Source organism: Dysgonomonadaceae bacterium zrk40 (assembly GCA_016916535.1).
GTDB lineage: Bacteria > Bacteroidota > Bacteroidia > Bacteroidales > Dysgonomonadaceae > Proteiniphilum.
In genome coordinates this window covers 855,496-872,008 of record CP070276.1, presented here as the reverse complement: position 1 = coordinate 872,008, position 16,513 = coordinate 855,496, and the positions used below count along the sequence as shown (strand labels likewise).

10 protein-coding genes are annotated in these 16,513 nt (G+C 50.6%); 1 reads left to right on the top strand and 9 read right to left on the bottom strand.

All coding sequences use genetic code 11. The annotated features are described in order from the left end of the window. Nucleotides 1-99 precede the first annotated feature (99 nt). The 5 genes from JS578_03840 to trmB form a co-directional block, all read right to left on the bottom strand. The gene (locus JS578_03840; protein ID QRX64391.1) at nucleotides 100-1,812 is read right to left on the bottom strand and encodes a hypothetical protein; all 1,713 of its coding nucleotides are present in this window, start codon (nucleotides 1,810-1,812) and stop codon (nucleotides 100-102) included. Nucleotides 1,813-1,857: 45 nt separating this feature from the next. After that, complete coding sequence (locus JS578_03835) at nucleotides 1,858-4,848, bottom strand: tetratricopeptide repeat protein (protein QRX64390.1); 2,991 nt, start codon at nucleotides 4,846-4,848, stop codon at nucleotides 1,858-1,860. Between the two features lie 50 nt (nucleotides 4,849-4,898). Continuing rightward, the gene (locus JS578_03830; protein ID QRX64905.1) at nucleotides 4,899-5,423 is read right to left on the bottom strand and encodes an NUDIX domain-containing protein; all 525 of its coding nucleotides are present in this window, start codon (nucleotides 5,421-5,423) and stop codon (nucleotides 4,899-4,901) included. A gap of 17 nt (nucleotides 5,424-5,440) precedes the next feature. Next, nucleotides 5,441-6,550 carry an Mrp/NBP35 family ATP-binding protein gene (locus tag JS578_03825; GenBank protein QRX64389.1) on the bottom strand — a complete coding sequence of 370 codons (1,110 nt, stop codon included), beginning with the start codon at nucleotides 6,548-6,550 and terminating at the stop codon, nucleotides 5,441-5,443. A gap of 71 nt (nucleotides 6,551-6,621) precedes the next feature. Next, the gene (trmB, locus tag JS578_03820) at nucleotides 6,622-7,359 is read right to left on the bottom strand and encodes a tRNA (guanosine(46)-N7)-methyltransferase TrmB (GenBank protein QRX64388.1); all 738 of its coding nucleotides are present in this window, start codon (nucleotides 7,357-7,359) and stop codon (nucleotides 6,622-6,624) included. Between the two features lie 386 nt (nucleotides 7,360-7,745). On the opposite strand from trmB, the gene gdhA reads away from it, so the two are divergent. After that, complete coding sequence (gene gdhA, locus JS578_03815) at nucleotides 7,746-9,083, top strand: NADP-specific glutamate dehydrogenase (protein ID QRX64387.1); 1,338 nt, start codon at nucleotides 7,746-7,748, stop codon at nucleotides 9,081-9,083. Nucleotides 9,084-9,264: 181 nt separating this feature from the next. On the opposite strand, the gene JS578_03810 is transcribed toward gdhA, so the two are convergent. From JS578_03810 to JS578_03795, 4 genes are all read right to left on the bottom strand, one after another. After that, complete coding sequence (locus tag JS578_03810; GenBank protein ID QRX64386.1) at nucleotides 9,265-11,001, bottom strand: RagB/SusD family nutrient uptake outer membrane protein; 1,737 nt, start codon at nucleotides 10,999-11,001, stop codon at nucleotides 9,265-9,267. A 15-nt stretch (nucleotides 11,002-11,016) separates the two neighbouring features. After that, nucleotides 11,017-14,514, bottom strand: coding sequence for a TonB-dependent receptor (locus tag JS578_03805; protein QRX64385.1), 3,498 nt, complete (start codon nucleotides 14,512-14,514; stop codon nucleotides 11,017-11,019). A gap of 134 nt (nucleotides 14,515-14,648) precedes the next feature. Beyond that, nucleotides 14,649-15,833: a FecR domain-containing protein gene (locus tag JS578_03800; GenBank protein QRX64384.1), complete on the bottom strand. Its 1,185-nt coding sequence runs from the start codon at nucleotides 15,831-15,833 to the stop codon at nucleotides 14,649-14,651. A 116-nt stretch (nucleotides 15,834-15,949) separates the two neighbouring features. Continuing rightward, on the bottom strand, nucleotides 15,950-16,504 hold the full coding sequence (locus JS578_03795; GenBank protein QRX64383.1) for an RNA polymerase sigma factor: 555 nt from the start codon (nucleotides 16,502-16,504) through the stop codon (nucleotides 15,950-15,952). Between the last annotated feature and the right edge of the window lie 9 nt (nucleotides 16,505-16,513).

Here is a 16,513-nt window from a genome sequence, read left to right as displayed (position 1 = left end):
CCCTATTCGGTCTTTAAGCTCTCTCTTTCAATGACAAAAGTAAACAAAAGCGGTGTAATGCGGAAAAATGAACTATTAAAAATCGTTTCATCCAGCAAATCAGAAGCGGAAAGTGAATCCACCCATTATGTTAAATCCCTGTGCGGGGTGACCGTACCAGAGATCATATTGCTGGTTCATCATGTTGTTGGCTTTTACACTGAACGAAAAGGTATCGTTGATGTTGTATAAAGCCCCCAGATTGAGGTCGTTGATGTTCTCCATCTCCCTGTTCTCCCCCGCAAAATAACTCCACCGATCCCCCGCGAAATAGTAGTTCATGTGGAAACTGAGTTTGTCACTCACCTCGAGTGATCCCTTCAGGTCTACTTCCAGGCCCGGTTTGTTGTATGCCTTGGGATTGTCATTCAAGGTTTCTCCTGATGAGAGGTTCTTCACTGTGTAGAAATTTTTGGTGAGTCTGAGCGATAGATCCAGTGGGGCCCACATTCCCACCTGCACCATACCCCCCAGATGAGTATGCGACAGATCACCGTACAATGGCTTCAGTCCCTCGTAAAAGGGTCCCGCCCAGAGACCATCCTCCTCCACGGTGCCGTGGAGGACCAGGAAATGTTCGTCATCCGTTTTCCGGAAACCACCGAAGAGATCGAAGCGGAATCCATCCGCCTCACCGATGCGCAACCCTCCATCGATATCGACAATCGAAAATGAAGGTTTCACGTTCTCTGTTGCGAGAAAGTAGCGCGACTCTCCCATCATATCCAGGAATGTGTTGTGGTTGAATCCGCCATGAATATTTGCATAGAGCGATGTGCGCTCTGTGATACCAAGTTGCAGAGCCACGTTTGGTGCGACCCGCACGCGGGTCTCATCTCCTGTCTGGAAAAGAATGTCAACACCGAGACGGGCTGAGCGGTTAAGCCCTTCGTAGCGAAGGTAGGGAGCAGCGTTCAGCAGGAGATAGTTGTCCCAGTCACCGCCATAGAGGGCGGTCACCAGGCTGCCCTCGACACCTGCCTTGGTGGTCCTGTTGCGGAAAGGTTTGTCAAGTCCGCCACTGATCCGGATCTCATTTCCCTTTAATGGGTCGAGCAAGCCAGGAAAGGCAAGGCCTGTAGTGAAGTTTCTCAGGTCGAGTGTCCCGTGGTAGTTCAACATGTCAGACGGTTTCGACTTCAGACCGAGGGTGGCTTTCAGCATACCCAATCGCTGCTTCTCATCGTTGAAGTAGCCCACATTGCCAAAGTGGTGGTTGCCATAGTAGTTGAAGAGCGAATGGAGATAGGAGAGAGACAAGGTGATGTTGCTGGCATCTCCCCGGTGAAGGAAAGAGAGCTCACCACGGTTGTCCATGAAAAAGAGATCGCTGCTTTGGGGATCGCTCTCCTGCGTATAATCAACCTCACCATTGGCCGATTGATGGGTGAAGGTGAAGGCCAGCCTCTGTCTCTCTTTTTCAATGAGTCTGTAGCCGAAAGCACCGTCAATGTTGGCATAGTTCCCGGCCTGAAATGTAAGATAACCCTTTTCTTTCCGGTAGGGAATGGCAGTCATCATGTTACCGGGACGAGGCAGGGCAATCTCCAGCGGCGGGGTGATCCGTCCCGCCCAGGTGGAGTAGTTGGTGTTTGCCTTCTGTACCTCGGGTTCACGGAGTGAAGGCAGCGAGTTGAGCTTGTCAGCATCGAGCAGGGTGGGATTGAAATCGCGCTCCAGTTCCAGTTGCCTTCTCAGGAGTGAGTCTTGTGTCTGAGCCATGAGTCCCGCCGTAAAAGCAAGGAGTGCCAGGGTAATATATGTTTTTCTCATTTTGATAAATTGAGCGTTTTGTTGTTATTGTGATTCATCCTATTCTCATTGGTTGAGCCGTTCATTGATCATCTGCCGGATATCTTCCTCTTCGCCCTTGTAGTTGCTTCTGAGGCTCTCCAGGTACTGACGTGCCTGAAAATTGTCTCCCTTGTCACGGTAGGTGTCAGAGAGCACGATCAGAGCCCTGGCCATCCAGTACTGGTGGGGGGTGCCTTTCTGCATGAACTCCTTCACCTGTGCTTCCGCACGATCGTATGACTTCCAGCGGTAGTAGGTGTCGGCCAGGATAAACTGTGCTTCCGCACCCTGGATGCTGCGTGTGTCGTTTGCAAGGAAACGGAAGTCATCCATCGCCTTCTCTACTTCGTTGATCTGTTGATAGGCTTTCCCCCGCAACCAACGTGCCTCGGTCACCATCTCCTGAGAGAGAGAACTGCTCTCCAGCAGTTCGGTGGCAGTACGGGCAGCCTCGTGGTATCCATTCATCGCTGACTGGCAACGCACCATACCCAGTAGTGCCGTTTGCTTGTTGGCGGCATTTCGGGCGACGTTTGCCAGCCGCGTATAGTCGGCCAGCGCCTGGCGATAGTTACCGTTGTTGTATTCTGTTTGTGAGGCATAGAGCAGTGCATTGTCGAGGAACTTGAGGTTGCCGGCATCGATCACCCTTCGAAAACGAGAGAGTGCCTGGTCCTTGTTCCCCTTCTCATCGGCGATCACTCCCAGCCAGTAGTGTGCATCACTGCTGTAGGCGCCGTTGGGATATGACTGCAGATACTTCGTCAGTGATGTTTCGGCATCGGCACTGTTGCCGCGCATGTAGACGCTCTCGGCAGCGAGGTATGTGAGTGAGTCCTGACGAGAGGGTGTGATCCGTACGCCTCCCGGAACAGAGTTGGCATAATCCACGTACGACTGGATATCGTTCATGTCACGATAGACAGTCTCGAGTGAGACAAGGGCAGTGCGCGCATCATCCGTGCCGGGGAAGTTGGAGACCACACTCTTGTATGCGGCAATGCTCTCCCTGTAATTGCCGCTGTTGTAGTAGAGCTGCCCCAGCTGTACCCCTCCCTGACCGGCCAGCGGACTTTTTGGGAAATCGGATACAAGCTTTTGCAACACCGCGATGGCTTCCTGCTCCCTGTTGAGCATGGTGAGTGATCTGCTCTTCTCGTAGAGGGCATCATCGATGTATTGTGAGTTGGGATAGCTGCGCATCAGGTTGTCGAGAGCCGTGATCTTACCCTGGTAGTTGCGCTGGAGACCCATCACGAATGCGCGTTGATAGGCAGCATAGTCGGCTGCTGACGGGTTGCTGTCGGCAGCCCGTGCGTAATATCGCTCCGCCTCCGCAAACTGCCGGTTGAAATAATAGCTGTCGCCCATTCGGTTCAGGGCATCGGCTGCCTCAGCCTTGCGGCTGTTGTTCTCTGCGGAGAGATAGCGCTCAAAGGCATTTGCCGCCTGGCTGTATTGTTGTTGTTTGAAGTATGCGTAACCAAGGTTGTACCACCCCATGGCGAAGTTCTCATCAGTGGGTGAAGCCTGTTGTGTAAATTGCCTGAAATCAGTGGCTGCCTGAATGTAGTTGCCCATCCGGTAATAGGACTCGCCCCGCCAGTACCAGGCACTGTTACGTGCCTTGAGGTCGTAATTGCCGATGCTGATACTGTTGTTGAAGAACTCTACGGCTTTATTCATGTTACCGTTGATAAACTCCTGGGCTCCCAGCTGGAAGAGGACCATCTGCTTAGCCTCCAGGATGCGACGACCGGGGTTTTGTATTCGGTTGATGGCGTTGAGCGCTGCCTGGTAGTCTTTTGTGGTGAGAAAGGTTTCTGCCAGGATGTCATTCACCTGATCGGTATAAACCGATTGTGGAAATTCCCGAAGGAAGTTCTCGAAAAGAGTGATCGATTCACTGAAGACGGAGAAATTGGTCTCATGTGCCAGCAGGGCATAGTTGAACATGGCTGTCTCACGTACCTGCGGATCGAAGTTGTTGCGTGCAGCTGCTTCGAATGCCATTTGTGCTTCCTGCTTTCGGTTCAACGCCAGATAGGTCTGCCCCAGTTGCAGTTGTGCATTCTGTGTCAATGCATCCGCTTCCCCCACCGCCTGCTGAAACATTGTGAGTGCCTCTTCCTGCTTGCCATTCCCGGCATAGGAAAGCCCGAGGAAATAGGCATCTCCCCGCAGTGGCTTGGCAACTGAAGAAATGTATCTCTCGTACGATGGAATCGCCCGGGAAGGTTGTCCGAGGCGAAAATAGCTGTTGCCCAGCACACGGTTCATTTCGGTCAGGTGGTCGCTCCCGGGATATTGAGACAGGAATGATTCAGAGAGTCGAACCGCCTCCTCGAGTTTTCCGTCGAAGAAGGTTGCCTGGGCTGTGTAGAAGGCTACCTCTTCCCGGTACTCGGGGTGATCTTTCAGTCGCCGGAAACGATTCAATGCGGTGCTGTAATCCTTGTTGGAATAGTCGATGTAACCCAGGTAGAAGTTGGCCGCGTCACGATACTTGTTGCTGTTGAGGGAAAGCAGGCCAAAGAGACGTGCGGCCTCCTTCAGGTTGCCCAGTTGCAGTTCCGTGTATCCCAGGCGGAAGCTGTAGTCTTCCTGGTCGGTGAGGGTGAGGTAGTCCAGATCTGCCTGTTGAAACCAGTTGCGGGCTGCTTCCCACTCTTTCCGGTCGTAATGGGCGGAGCCTATCAGGAACAGCAGCGAATGACGGTGAACGCTTTCAGGGTACCTGTTGAGGAAGGTTTCCAGCAGCTCGCTGCTTTCTTCGCTGCCCCGTTTGAATGAAGCAACAGCCTGCATGTAGGCAGCCTCCTCCTTCAATCGCACGTTGTCGCTCATGGCACTAAAGCGGGTCAGCAGATCTTCGACTCCTGCATAGTTACCTTCGAGGAACATCTCTTTTCCCTGGTTGAAGAGCTTCTCCGGCTCAGCGTGGTATACCGTCCGCTGAGCAAGCGATAGCTGCAGCAGGGACATAAGTGTCAGTAAAAAAAATATTCTTTTCATGATGATCCTGATTGCTCCCTTCCGCAATTCATCTCTCTATCGGGTAGGGATTAAATAACTATCTGTAAGATTTTTTCTATTCCTTTACGAATCGAAGTGAGTCCGAAATCAGCGGGGTCGATCTCTCCGGGTGGCAGGAACAACAGCTCTTCCACATCGTCGTGGGCACCTAACGCGCTGATGTCATTTATCTTGCATCTAAAGAAGAGATCCACGGTATGCACTTCGAAGCCTGAATATAGGTAAATATTGGGAATGGAGAAAAGATAGCCGGTCGATGTGACGGTGAGTCCTGTCTCCTCGAGCACCTCCCTGCATACCGCCTCCTCGGCAGTCTCATACATGTCGATGAAGCCACCGGGCAAATCAAATGTCCCCTTGGCAGGTTCATGGGCGCGACGGGCTACCAGTATCTCTCCCTTCTCGTTTTCGATGAGTGCAACCACCGCTGCTGAGGAGTTGAAATAGTAGACAAAACCACAGGCGTCACACTGCTTCGCTTTCTCATTCTTTACAGCAAAAGATGCCGCTCCGCAACGGGGGCAGTAGCGAAAGCTGTGAAGAGGATGTCCTATGTCTCGTTTGTCGATGGTCATTTGTGTGTGATTTCAACGATACCGGTGCGGGGTAGTTCCCGGTTGCGCCTGTCCACTGCTGCCACCACGTTGTCAGCCAGCTCAGCGAAAGCCATGCCGGTGATGCTATCTTCCTGCAGGGCGACGGGCTGCCCGTCGTCGCCCGCCTCGCGGATGCTCTGCATGATGGGGATCTGTCCCAGCAGGGCATATCCCTTTTCGGCGGCAAGCCTTTTGCAGCCCTCCTTGCCGAAGAGGTAGTAGCGGTTCTCGGGCAGCTCTGCCGGTGTGAACCATGACATGTTCTCCACCAGTCCCAGGATAGGGACGTTTACCTTGTCGCCGGTAAACATGCTGATTCCCTTGCGGGCATCGGCCAGTGCCACCTCCTGCGGCGTGCTCACGATCACTGCACCGGTGATGGGGAGAGTCTGTACCAGCGTGAGGTGAATGTCACTTGTCCCCGGCGGCAGATCAATGAGGAAATAGTCTATTTCACCCCATTCCGCGTCACCGATCAGTTGTTTCAAAGCATTGCCGGCCATGGCACCGCGCCAGACCACCGCATCCTCTTTCTTCACGAAGAAGCCGATGGAAAGCATCTTCACACCATGGTTCTCGATGGGGATGATCATGTCGCGTCCTTCAATCTTCTCCAACATGGGAGCGGCATCCTCCACCCCCAGCATCTTAGGTACCGAGGGACCGAAGATATCGGCGTCGAGCAGTCCCACACGGTATCCTTTCTGTGCCAGGGCCACTGCCAGGTTGGTACAGACTGTGCTTTTGCCCACACCCCCCTTTCCGGAAGCCACGGCGATGATGTTCTTCACCCCGGGCAGCAGTTCCGGCAACGCCGGACGTGGTGGTTGCTTCGACTTCACCGTGATGTTGCCCTTGATCTCAATGTCCTTGTCGCCATACGTGAGGATCGCCTGTTCGGCCATCTTCACAACCGACTTGATAAAGGGGTCGTTCGGTTTCTCGGTGATGAGCGAAAAGCTCACCTTCATTCCTTCAATGCGGATGTCATCTTCCACCATGCCGGCAGACACTAGATCCTGCCCCGTTCCCGGGTAACGCACATGTTTCAGTGCGTCAATGATTAGCTGTGGGTATATTGCCATAATTTTAGCTTTTAGCGATTAGCTTTATTTTTTATAGTATTAACAAACTAACGAAAACACGTCCAAACATTTTAAACTCTTGCATCTCTCCCGAAGCTGCGATAGGGGTCTTTTTCAATCTCAATGTCAGGCTCCCTCCATTCCTCTTTCTTGGGACAGATGAAGCGGAGATACTTGATGGATAAACCCCTACTGAGCCACTGTTGTTCATAAAAGGTGCGGATTTCAAGAATCTCATCCTCCATCCCGGAATGATACAGATCATCGGTGTCATGCAACAGTTCCAATTCATTCTCCCGAATCATCTCCCGGGTGTATGTGTAGAGAAAGGGGCTGTCACTTTTCAGGTGGATGAGGCCGTTCTCCTTCATGATCCGGCTGTACTCCCTCATGAAGCGGGTTGAGGTGAGCCGTTTGTTCACCTTTTTCATCTGCGGGTCGGGAAAAGTGATCCAGATCTCCGACACCTCATTTTCCGCGAAGAAGTAACTGATCAGTTCAATGTGGGTGCGTAAAAATGCCACATTGGTAAGCTTCTCCTCAATTGCTTCTGTAGCACCTTTCCACATCCTGGCACCCTTGATGTCGATTCCGACAAAGTTTTTGTCCGGATATTTGTGTGCCAGTCCCACTGTATACTCCCCTTTACCGCATCCCAACTCCAACACAACAGGGTTGTTGTTGCCAAAATGTTCATTCCATTTTCCTTTCAGCGGAAATCCGTTTCCCTGAAGGGTTTCGAAAGTGTATTGAAATACGTTGTCATAGGTGGCCATGTCGGCAAATTTGGCCAGTTTATTCTTTGCCATGCATCAATGCGTCTTAAATGAGATTCCTCCTACAAAAATAACTATTTATGTGCGAATAGCGAAACTTTCTTCCGATAGGCAGGATTGTTCTCCTCAATTCCCTTGCCGTTTCTGATGAATCCGGTAAGGCCGGTTTTCATTTCATTCAGATTTTAGCGAAAGAAAATGATGAAACGTAATTTTTCCGACCATAAAACAACAGAACCGAAGTGGAATGAATGGTTTGGTAATACTTTGATAAATACTTGGAATATAGGCTGTTGTGTTTTTGGGGAATTCTGTATAAAATCCTTCAAAAATCTTGCTAAAAAGCGCTTCTTGGGTATCATAATTCCAAATTAATCTATACCTTTGTCAAACAATTATCCAAAATAACCTTCTATAATATGAGAGTGAATGACATAATGACACAACTCGAGGCAAAACACCCGGGTGAGTCGGAATACCTTCAGGCAGTGCGAGAGGTGTTGGTATCGATTGAAGATGTCTACAACCAGCACCCCGAGTTTGAAAAAGCGGGCATCATTGAACGGATCGTGGAGCCCGACCGAATATTTACCTTCAGGGTGCCCTGGGTCGATGACAACGGGAAAGTACAGGTAAACATCGGTTACCGCGTACAGTTCAACGGTGCCATCGGACCCTACAAAGGAGGGATTCGCTTCCACTCTTCCGTGACCCTCTCCTCACTCAAGTTTCTAGGATTTGAACAGACCTTCAAGAATGCACTCACCACGCTCCCGATGGGTGGCGGCAAGGGAGGTTCCGATTTCTCCACCAGAGGACGTTCACAGGCTGAGATCATGCGTTTCTGCCAGGCTTTCGTGATGGAGTTGTGGCGGAACATCGGCCCCGATACCGACGTGCCGGCAGGCGATATTGGTGTGGGCGGTCGTGAGGTGGGCTACATGTTCGGCATGTACAAGAAACTGGCTCGTGAGCATACAGGAACCTTTACCGGAAAGGGGATGTCGTTTGGCGGTTCACGATTGCGGCCTGAGGCAACCGGTTTCGGAGCTCTCTATTTCGTGGACAAAATGTGTGCTGCACATCAGATCAGCCTGATGGGCAAGACCGTTGCCGTCTCCGGCTTCGGCAATGTTGCCTGGGGTGCTGTCACCAAGGCTACTGAACTTGGGGCGAAGGTGGTGACCATTTCCGGCCCCGACGGTTACATCTACGATGAAGAGGGAATCAACACGCAGGAGAAAATTGATTTTATGCTTGAGCTGCGTAACAGCGGTAACGATGTGGTGGCACCCTATGCAGATGAATTCCCCGGAGCGGTCTTCTTCCCTGACAAAAAGCCATGGGAATGCAAAGTTGATATTGCATTGCCCTGTGCCATCCAGAATGAACTCAACCTGGATGACGCGCGTCAGCTGAAAGCCAACGGTGTGACATTGGTGGCTGAGGTTTCCAACATGGGATGTACGGCAGAGGCTGTCGACTTCTTCCTGGAGAATGAGATGCTTTTCGCTCCGGGCAAGGCGGTAAATGCGGGCGGTGTAGCTTGCTCCGGGCTGGAGATGACACAGAACGCCATGCACATCTCCTGGAGCAACGAGGAGGTGGATAAGTGGCTGCATCAGATCATGAGCGACATCCACGAACAGTGCGTTGCCCACGGGCGCAACGGTAAGTATATCAACTACGTGAAAGGTGCCAACATCGCCGGCTTCATGAAGGTTGCCGACGCCATGATGGCCCAGGGAGTTGTTTGATACAGATCAGTACTTTTTTTGAAAAAACCATTACTTACCGCGGGGAGCAATCTCCGCGGTTTTTTATATGCTTTGCTGATGAGTGCTGCATACAAAAGAGAGACTGCCTCAGTTTTGAGACAGCCTCTACTAACAAAGCAGCGAATGAATAACGAAACCGCAAAAGCGGGATCGCTATGTTTTAATTACTGAAACCGGGGTAAAGTCCCTTGCCATCGCCATAGCCTGCAACCTGTTCCAAAATGCCGTTGGAGAGGTTGATCTGTGACTGTGGAATGGGGTAGAATCCCTTGGTTTCGTCGTAGCGGGAGCTGTAATTCATGTTCTTGATGACTCCGTTGTATACCGCTGCGTTGCCGTAGTTGTAAATTGGAGCACCAATCTGTGATTCAAGAGCTGTCTTGGTATACGCATCACCCCAGCGGCGCATGTCGTTCCAGCGGAGGCCTTCGAAGGCAAGCTCATAGCGGCGTTCCTTCTGGATGTTTTCCAGCGAATAGGGCTTCTCTTCCAAACCGGCACGCAGACGCACGCGGTTCATGTACTGGGCGTCTTCACTCAACTCAGACATCATGAGCAATACATCGGCAAAGCGGATGAATATCAGGTCGTCACCATGTGACAGCTGCTGATTGTCCTTATTGTTATACATGAGTACACTGTAGTCGTTGTAGTATTTGTTGCCATCACGGGCGGAGATACCGTTGTATTTCTTACCCCAGTAATTGCTCTCCAGTACGAAGTCCCACTGACCCTTGGCATAGTTGGGTAGCTCGGCTTCAATGTCGAGCACAGAGGCCCAGAGTCTCGGGTCATTCGGCTCATCTGCCAGCCACTGATCCACTACAGGTTTTGGTATCGAGTTGCCCTGTCCCCAGCCACCGGCAAAGGGATAGGTATTGGCCAGCGACTGCAGGCCGCGCAGTGCGAAGTATAGCTGATACTGGTTGGCATAACCCCTGCGGATATCCCAGTCGGCAAAATTGGAGAACTTCAGTGCGAAGAGTGTTTCAGGGTTGCGTGCTCCATTGTCACTTGCATATTTCAGCGTCTTACCCGTTTCAGACATGTAGTCCTGAATGTAGGGGTAGTCCTGGATAGTCAGTTCGTTGGTGTAGGGCCACAACTCGTGATAATCACCCACCAGGGTATGACCGCTGTTGGTGATACAATCGCTCAACATGCCGATCACTTCCTGTTTTGTCACACTACCACCTTCGGCCAGCGGCAGATCTCCCTTCTGGTAAAAACCGGTATAGAACAACCAGACCCTTGCCATCATCGCCTGAGCGGCCCAGCGGGTGACATGTCCTTCTGTGGTGTTGGAATAGGGTTTGCTTGGCAGCAGGCTTACAGCAGCTTTGAGGTCTGATGCAATCTGTCCGAAGATCTCCTCGGGAGATGCTCCTCCCAGATCAGCCATCTCGGTGGTGATTTTCAGTGGTACACTACCGTAGAGTGTGGCCAGGCGGTGGTAGAAGAATGCGCGGAGGAAGAGTGCTTCTCCCTTGAACTGATTCTTATCCTCCTCCGAGAGGATTCCGTCTGCCAGTGTTTCCAGTTTCTCGATGGCGAAATTGGCACGGTGGATGCCTTCGTATGTAGTCTCCCAGTTATGGTTGAGCATGTCGGGATCGGAATACATGAAGGCTTCATACGCCTGTGCTTTCACATCGTTCACGCCACCGCCACCCAGCTTTTCATCACTGGCTACCTCGCATACAAAGAGGTAACTCATGTCGGTGAGCTGATGCTCATTGTTCATGGTGGTGTAGATACCGGCCATCATCTGCATCACCTCTTCGCTTGTGCCCGGGAAGTTGGCAGAGGTTTTGTCTGTCAGCGGATCATAATTCAGGAAATCTTCGCAGCCGGTAAAGATCAGTGCAAATAGGATAATATATAGTATTTTTTTCATAATCATCGATGTGTTTTAAAATTTCAGATTGACTCCTACAAGGATACTCGATGGGGCAGGGTAGAAGCCCAGATCAATGCCCGATACGAAGGGCTGCTCGTCGCCGTATCCCACTTCCGGGTCCATGCCGGAGTAGTTTGTGAACGTAAACAGGTTGCGTCCGGTAACATAGAAACGTGCCTGTCCGAAAGGCATTTTCGGGAAGAGATTTTTGAAATCATACCCCAGTGTGATGTCCTGGATCCTTACAAAGTCTCCATCTTCGATATAGAGGTCCGATACATTCATGCGGTTGACACCGTTACCTGCTGTCATGCGCGGTAGTTTGTTGGAAGTACCTTCGCCTGTCCAGCGTCCCAGAATATCGGTGGTGTAGTTGTGGAACTCATTGTCAGCATGAGAACGGTAGGATTTCAGGATCTGATGTCCGAAGGATCCCTTACCGGTGATGGCAAAGTCAAATCCCTTGTATCCCAGGTTGATGCCGAAACCGGTGCGGAACTTGGGATGGGGATTGCCAATCAGGGTCTTGTCATCAGGTGTCACCTGGTTGTCACCGTTGGTGTCGGAGAAGATCAGGTCACCCGGCTGTGGGTCACTCTGCAGGAATCCTTTGCTCCAGCTGCTGATTTGCTGCGCATTCTGGAAGACCCCTTCGGTCTTGTAGCCGTAGAAGTAGCCTACAGGATATCCCTCCTCTACACGCCATACCGGATCAGTGCCCTGTGAGATGACATTGTAGTTGCTCTCAATGATACCATTGTTTTCACCCATGCGGGTTACCTTGTTCTCATTGCGTGTGAGGTTGAAATGTGCTCCGTAGGTGAGTTCACCGATGTTGTCGTTCCATTTAAGACCCAATTCAAAACCCTTGTTCTCGATGTCACCGGCGTTGACGAAGGCACCCTGCGGTCCCTGTACATCGGCTACCGGTTGACGCAACAACCAGTCGCGGGTGGTCTTGGTATAGTAATCGAACGAGGTCTGCAGCCTGGAGTTAAAGAAGTAAGCATCGAGTCCTAAGTTGAGCTGTTCCGATGTCTCCCATGCCACGTCGGGGTTGGGAAGTATAGAGGGGAAACCGCCCAGTTGCAACTTGTTGCGGTCGCCTCCGAAGCGGTAGTTGTTCTCGGCGTTAAAAGCAATCAAACTCAGGTACTGGAACGGATCGATGTCATGATTCCCGTTTTGTCCCCAGCTGGCACGCAGCTTCAGGAAGTTCATCACCTCATTGTCGGCCAGGAATTCCTCTTCTGTCAGTACCCAACCGGCAGAAATGGAGGGGAAATAACCCCACTGGTTGTCTTTGGCAAAGTTGGAGGATCCATCAGCGCGCATTACCAATGTAAGCAAATACTTCTCACGGTAGTCATAGTTGATTCTGCCGAAGAAGGAGGCCAGCGCTTCCTGTCTGTGCGGTCCGCCGGAGATGCTTGTTACACCTGAGGTGAGTCCGTCTGTATTGCTGAGGTAGGCATGCTTGTAGCCCTGGAATGTCGGATAAGCATTGGTCACATTCATGTTCGTACCAAAACCAATCTTTTCTACCGATTGTCCCACCAGGACGTCGAAGTTATGATCATTGGTGTTGAACTTATAATTGATCGTGTTGTCAAGGGTCCAGCTGTATCCGCTGCCACCAGATTGCGCAATGCGTCCGGGACTGAGGGTTGCATCACCAGCCAGGTCATAGTCGGGCTGATAACTTCTGTAGGTGTCGGCAAACATCCGATAACCAAAACTGCTTCTGAAGACCAGGTCCTTGATCGGCTGGATCTCCAGGTAGGCATTACTGTTGATGTTGTAGTTGTGTGTTTCGTTCATCCCCCTGTTGAGTGCCATCTGGGCTAGTGGGTTGTAAAGACGTGAAGAGAGGCCTTCAATGCCGGAAGCTCTCACATCATCACGGGCGTAAAATTCACCCTGCTCATTGTAGGCCGGTACCAGCGGGCTGCCGGTCAGCATGTTGCGGATATCGTTGTAATACATCCCGCCAATGGCGATACCGGAGCGTTTGCGATAACTGTAGTTGAAGGTTTCACCTACTTTGATCACATCCAGTCCGTTTTTCTTCAGGATCACGTGGTCGCTGTTCAGACGTACCGTATAACGGTCGCTGTGCGGCTCTACCGGCTTGCCGAGAACACCTTCCTGGGAGGTGTAAGAGAACCCCAGGGAGAAAAGCGACTGGTCTGAACCGCCGGAAAGATTGAAAGCGTGGTTTTGGATGGGTGCATTTTCATTGCGGATCTCTTCCATCCAGTCGGTGCCTTCCCACTGACCACTCATGATCTGCTGATAGAGACCCGGAATTTTGTCGGAGAAGTCAATTGCAGCCGCAGGATTGTTCTGCGCGATTACACGTTCTTCGTTGTAGATCTCCATATATTGTTTGGCATTGAGCAGGTCGGGCATCTTTGCCACGTTCTGCGTACCATAGTAGCCGTCGTAGCTGACTTCGATGCGTCCCTTGCGACCGGTTTTGGTGGTGACCAGGATCACACCATTGGCAGCACGGGCACCATAGATTGCTGCAGAGGCTGCATCTTTCAAAACGTCGATCGATTCGATGTCAGAGGGGTTCAACGTGTTGATGTCACCGCCGGCCACACCGTCAATCACGTATAAGGGAGCGGAGTTACCAATGGTACCCAACCCGCGGATGTTCACCTGGAATCCTGAGCCAGGCATACCGGAGGCTTGGGTGATGTTCACACCGGGTGCATAGGCCTGCATTGCCTCGAGTGCATTGATTGAATGCTGTCTTTCCAATGTTTCACCTCCTACCGAGACGTTGGCACCGGTAACAAGTTTTTTCTTTTGTACACCATAACCTACCACCACCAGGTCTTCAAGTGCCTGGGTGTCTTCCAGCAGCACAACCTCGAAGAAGTTTGCTCCGCTGGTATTGATATCCTGTTCCAGGAAACCGATGTAGGAGATGTGGATCACGGCTCCTTCGGCCACCTCCATCACAAATTCACCGTTGGTGTCGGTAATGGTACCGTTGGTGGTTCCCATCTCTACAATGTTGGCCCCAATCACGGTCTCACCATCAGCTGTGGTGATGCGGCCTCTGATTTCCCTCTTCTGTTGTGCAGCATCACTGTTTGAAGCTGCATCGGCAGGAGCGGTACTTTTTGTTGCATCCCTGAAGACCACGATCTGATTGTCGAGAATCTTGTATGTAAGGGTCGTTTCAGACAAAACCCTGTCGAGGATCTCATCGATGTGTTCAGCCTTCACAGACAAATCGACACGTTTATCCATCATCTCTGCGGTGTTTCCTGCAAAGAGAAAACGGAAGTCGCTTTTATTTTCAATCTCTTTGAAAACCTTTTGGATGGTAGTCGATTTCAGGTCAAGCGTCAACTCAGTCTCTTGAGCGTACCCTGTTGAGGCTTGAAGATAAAGAATGCTAAAGAATAGCATGATAAATGTCGCTTTCATGATTTTAAACGCACGTTTAAGATTATTGACAGGTCGCTCGCCTGCAATAGAGTTTTTATTCATATCTTTGTTCTGTTTTAATTATTGATAAACACGGTAATTAGAATCCTTGCCGGACGATATTCGCACTATCGTTCGGCTTCATTTTTCATTTCCATTTTGTTTCATTTCATAGGCATTATGCTTTAAATGTTCTACTATTCATAAATGTAAATTGATTTGTTCTCCCGATGATAACGTGTGTCGGAAATCAGCGTCAAGGCAGTCAACACGTTGTCAAGGTTATCAGTGAGGATGATTTTGCCACTGCAGGTCACCCCCTGCAGGGATACATGGTCGTCGAGGTTGAAAGAGAGATTGTAATACCGCTCTATCTGTTTCAGGACCTCAGCAATAGGGGTCTCCTGATAAGCGAGGTACCCATCTTTCCAACTCACGAAGGAACTGACGTCTACCCTGCTTTTTTCCAGCAGTCCATTCTGGTTGCGCACAATCCGCTCATTGGGCGCTAATTTCATCTCGTTGCCCCCTGCCGTTTTTACGCCAACGCTCCCCTCTACAAGCACCACCCAGGGATCTGCATCCTCGTATGCTGAAAGATTGAAATCTGTTCCGTAGACTTTCAGATCGAGTTCGTCGGTCTTCACCAGGAAGGGACGGTCGGGATCATGTGCCACCTCTGCATACATCTCTCCCCTCAGCTTCACCTCACGTGTCTTTTTATCGAAGGCAGAGGGGAATACGAGTGTGGAACCGGCGTTAAGCCATATCTGTGTGCCGTCAGGCAACATTACTTTTGAACGTTTGCCGTGGGGTACTACCAAACGGTTGATGCTGTTACGTTCAGTGGAGATCTCATCCGCATCGGTGCTGCTCTCTTTTTTGACCGCTATGCGCTGATCGTTGCTGATGGTTATATCGATGTTTTCTTCAAAGCTGGTAGTCCGGTTGCCGGTGAAGAGTTGAATCTCTTTCGATTCCAGCTCACTACCCACGTAATAATCGATTGACCTGTCAGAAAAGCGATCGGACTGTCGAAACATATCCTGTTGTAAGAAAATCAACAACAGTATGGCAGCTGCGGTGCCGACTGTCATGATGAGCGTCCTGCGCACTTTCTTTTTTCGCTGATAGTCGAGGAGTGACTTTTCCAACCGTGCAACCGCCTTCGCTTTTGTGGTCTCATCCAATTTGTATGAGGAGAGTTTCACCTTTCTGAACAGAGCTTTAGCCCTCAATAGTTCTGCCTTCTCTTCCGGATTCTCTTCTGTGAATCGCTGCCAATAGGTGTCAAGTTCATCCGTGGGACAAAGCATCCACGTGATGAACTTCTCGTCAGTCAGGTATCGTACAGGAGCTCTTTCCGCTCTATTGTCACTCATAAATATCAATCAAAAACAGGGTTTGTGTTAAGAACTGTTTACAAGATAAACGATGACATGGGTATTATATCATCATTATTCGAAAAAAGTTTTGGTTTCTCCTTAATTTTTAACGTTCAATGCAGGAGAAAAATGATGAGCCAAAGGGGTAAGTGTGATTCCTTCAAACGTGTGATGGTCCTGCTGAGGAGGTTTCGGCACGATTCTACCGAGATCTCCATGATCACGGCAATCTCTTCGTAACTGTATTCGTGAATGTATCGCAGGAAGATGATTTCACGCTGGCGATGGGTCAGACCATCGAGCACATTTTCAACTTTCCTCCGTATTGCTTCCTTTTCTTCCTCCAGAATCATCATATCCTCCACAGTAACCTCAAGGTGAAAGGGGGGGGCGGCAGCATCCCATTCCTCATTTACTTCCAAAGCGGTGAATTCGCGCCGTGAACGATGAATATCAATCAACCTGTTGCGGAGGGACCGGAACAGATAAAAACGGAGGTTCTCATATTTGTCGATGGTGGGTTCACGCAGACAGAGCTTGTAGAACAGATCATGGATGGCATCCATGGCGGTCTGCTCATCGAATCCCATATGAAGTGCGTATGCATACAATGCATCCAGGTGGTCTTTGTAGGTAGAAGAGATATTTGCGAATTGAACTACTGGCATAGGGTCACA

What these genes read in the sequence shown, in the direction of transcription:
- JS578_03840 (QRX64391.1), bottom strand. Translation starts at nt 1,812, where the DNA reads ATGAGAAAAACATATATTACCCTGGCACTCCTTGCTTTTACGGCGGGA.
- JS578_03835 (QRX64390.1), bottom strand. Translation starts at nt 4,848, where the DNA reads ATGAAAAGAATATTTTTTTTACTGACACTTATGTCCCTGCTGCAGCTA.
- JS578_03825 (QRX64389.1), bottom strand. Translation starts at nt 6,550, where the DNA reads ATGGCAATATACCCACAGCTAATCATTGACGCACTGAAACATGTGCGT.
- trmB (QRX64388.1), bottom strand. Translation starts at nt 7,359, where the DNA reads ATGGCAAAGAATAAACTGGCCAAATTTGCCGACATGGCCACCTATGAC.
- gdhA (QRX64387.1), top strand. Translation starts at nt 7,746, where the DNA reads ATGAGAGTGAATGACATAATGACACAACTCGAGGCAAAACACCCGGGT.
- JS578_03810 (QRX64386.1), bottom strand. Translation starts at nt 11,001, where the DNA reads ATGAAAAAAATACTATATATTATCCTATTTGCACTGATCTTTACCGGC.
- JS578_03805 (QRX64385.1), bottom strand. Translation starts at nt 14,514, where the DNA reads ATGAATAAAAACTCTATTGCAGGCGAGCGACCTGTCAATAATCTTAAA.
- JS578_03800 (QRX64384.1), bottom strand. Translation starts at nt 15,833, where the DNA reads ATGAGTGACAATAGAGCGGAAAGAGCTCCTGTACGATACCTGACTGAC.
- JS578_03795 (QRX64383.1), bottom strand. Translation starts at nt 16,504, where the DNA reads ATGCCAGTAGTTCAATTCGCAAATATCTCTTCTACCTACAAAGACCAC.